Origin of the sequence: Rhodococcus sp. IEGM 1408, from assembly GCF_033142235.1 — a bacterium.
In the GTDB taxonomy this organism is placed as follows: domain Bacteria; phylum Actinomycetota; class Actinomycetes; order Mycobacteriales; family Mycobacteriaceae; genus Dietzia.
Genome location: NZ_JAWLRW010000047.1, coordinates 1 through 543 on the forward strand (window position 1 = coordinate 1; position 543 = coordinate 543).

Genomic DNA, 543 nt, shown 5'->3' on the forward strand with positions numbered 1-543 from the left:
CTCCGGTCGCATCACGGCCAGCTTCGCGGGCGTCGCCAAGTATTACGGTGTCTCCGTTGCCATCTGCCCACCCCGCCGCGGCAACCGCAAAGGTGCGGTAGAGAAGTCCAATCACACTGCAGCCCAACGGTGGTGGCGCACAGTCGCCGACGATCTGACCGTCGAGCAAGCCCAATCAAGCCTCGACCGGTTCTGCAGTCTGCGCAGGGACACCCGGCTGCGGCCCACGAAAGACGGGAAGGCGTCGGTGGCGACGATCGCCACCACCGAGGGGTTGCATCCGATGCCCGCGGCTGCATATCCGGCGATCCTGACCACCGACCGGGCCGTCTCGCGCCAAGCGCTGGTCTCCTATCGCGGCAACCGCTACTCGGTCCCACCCGAACTTGCCTGTGCCGCTGTGACAGTGACGCACGTTCTGGGCTCCGATGTCATCGACATCGTCACCACATCCGGCATCACCATCGCCCGACATCGTCTCGCTGCCGATGGCACCGGGGCGATGGTCCGCGATCACGGACATGTCTACGCCCTCGAACAAGC

Annotated in this window: 1 protein-coding gene; it reads left to right on the forward strand. The window is 65.6% G+C overall.

Going from position 1 to position 543, the window contains the following annotated elements; translation table 11 throughout:
• Positions 1 to 543, forward strand: a 543-nt coding sequence (locus tag R4P08_RS18425; RefSeq protein ID WP_411741244.1) for a Mu transposase domain-containing protein, incomplete at both ends; no start/stop codon positions are given.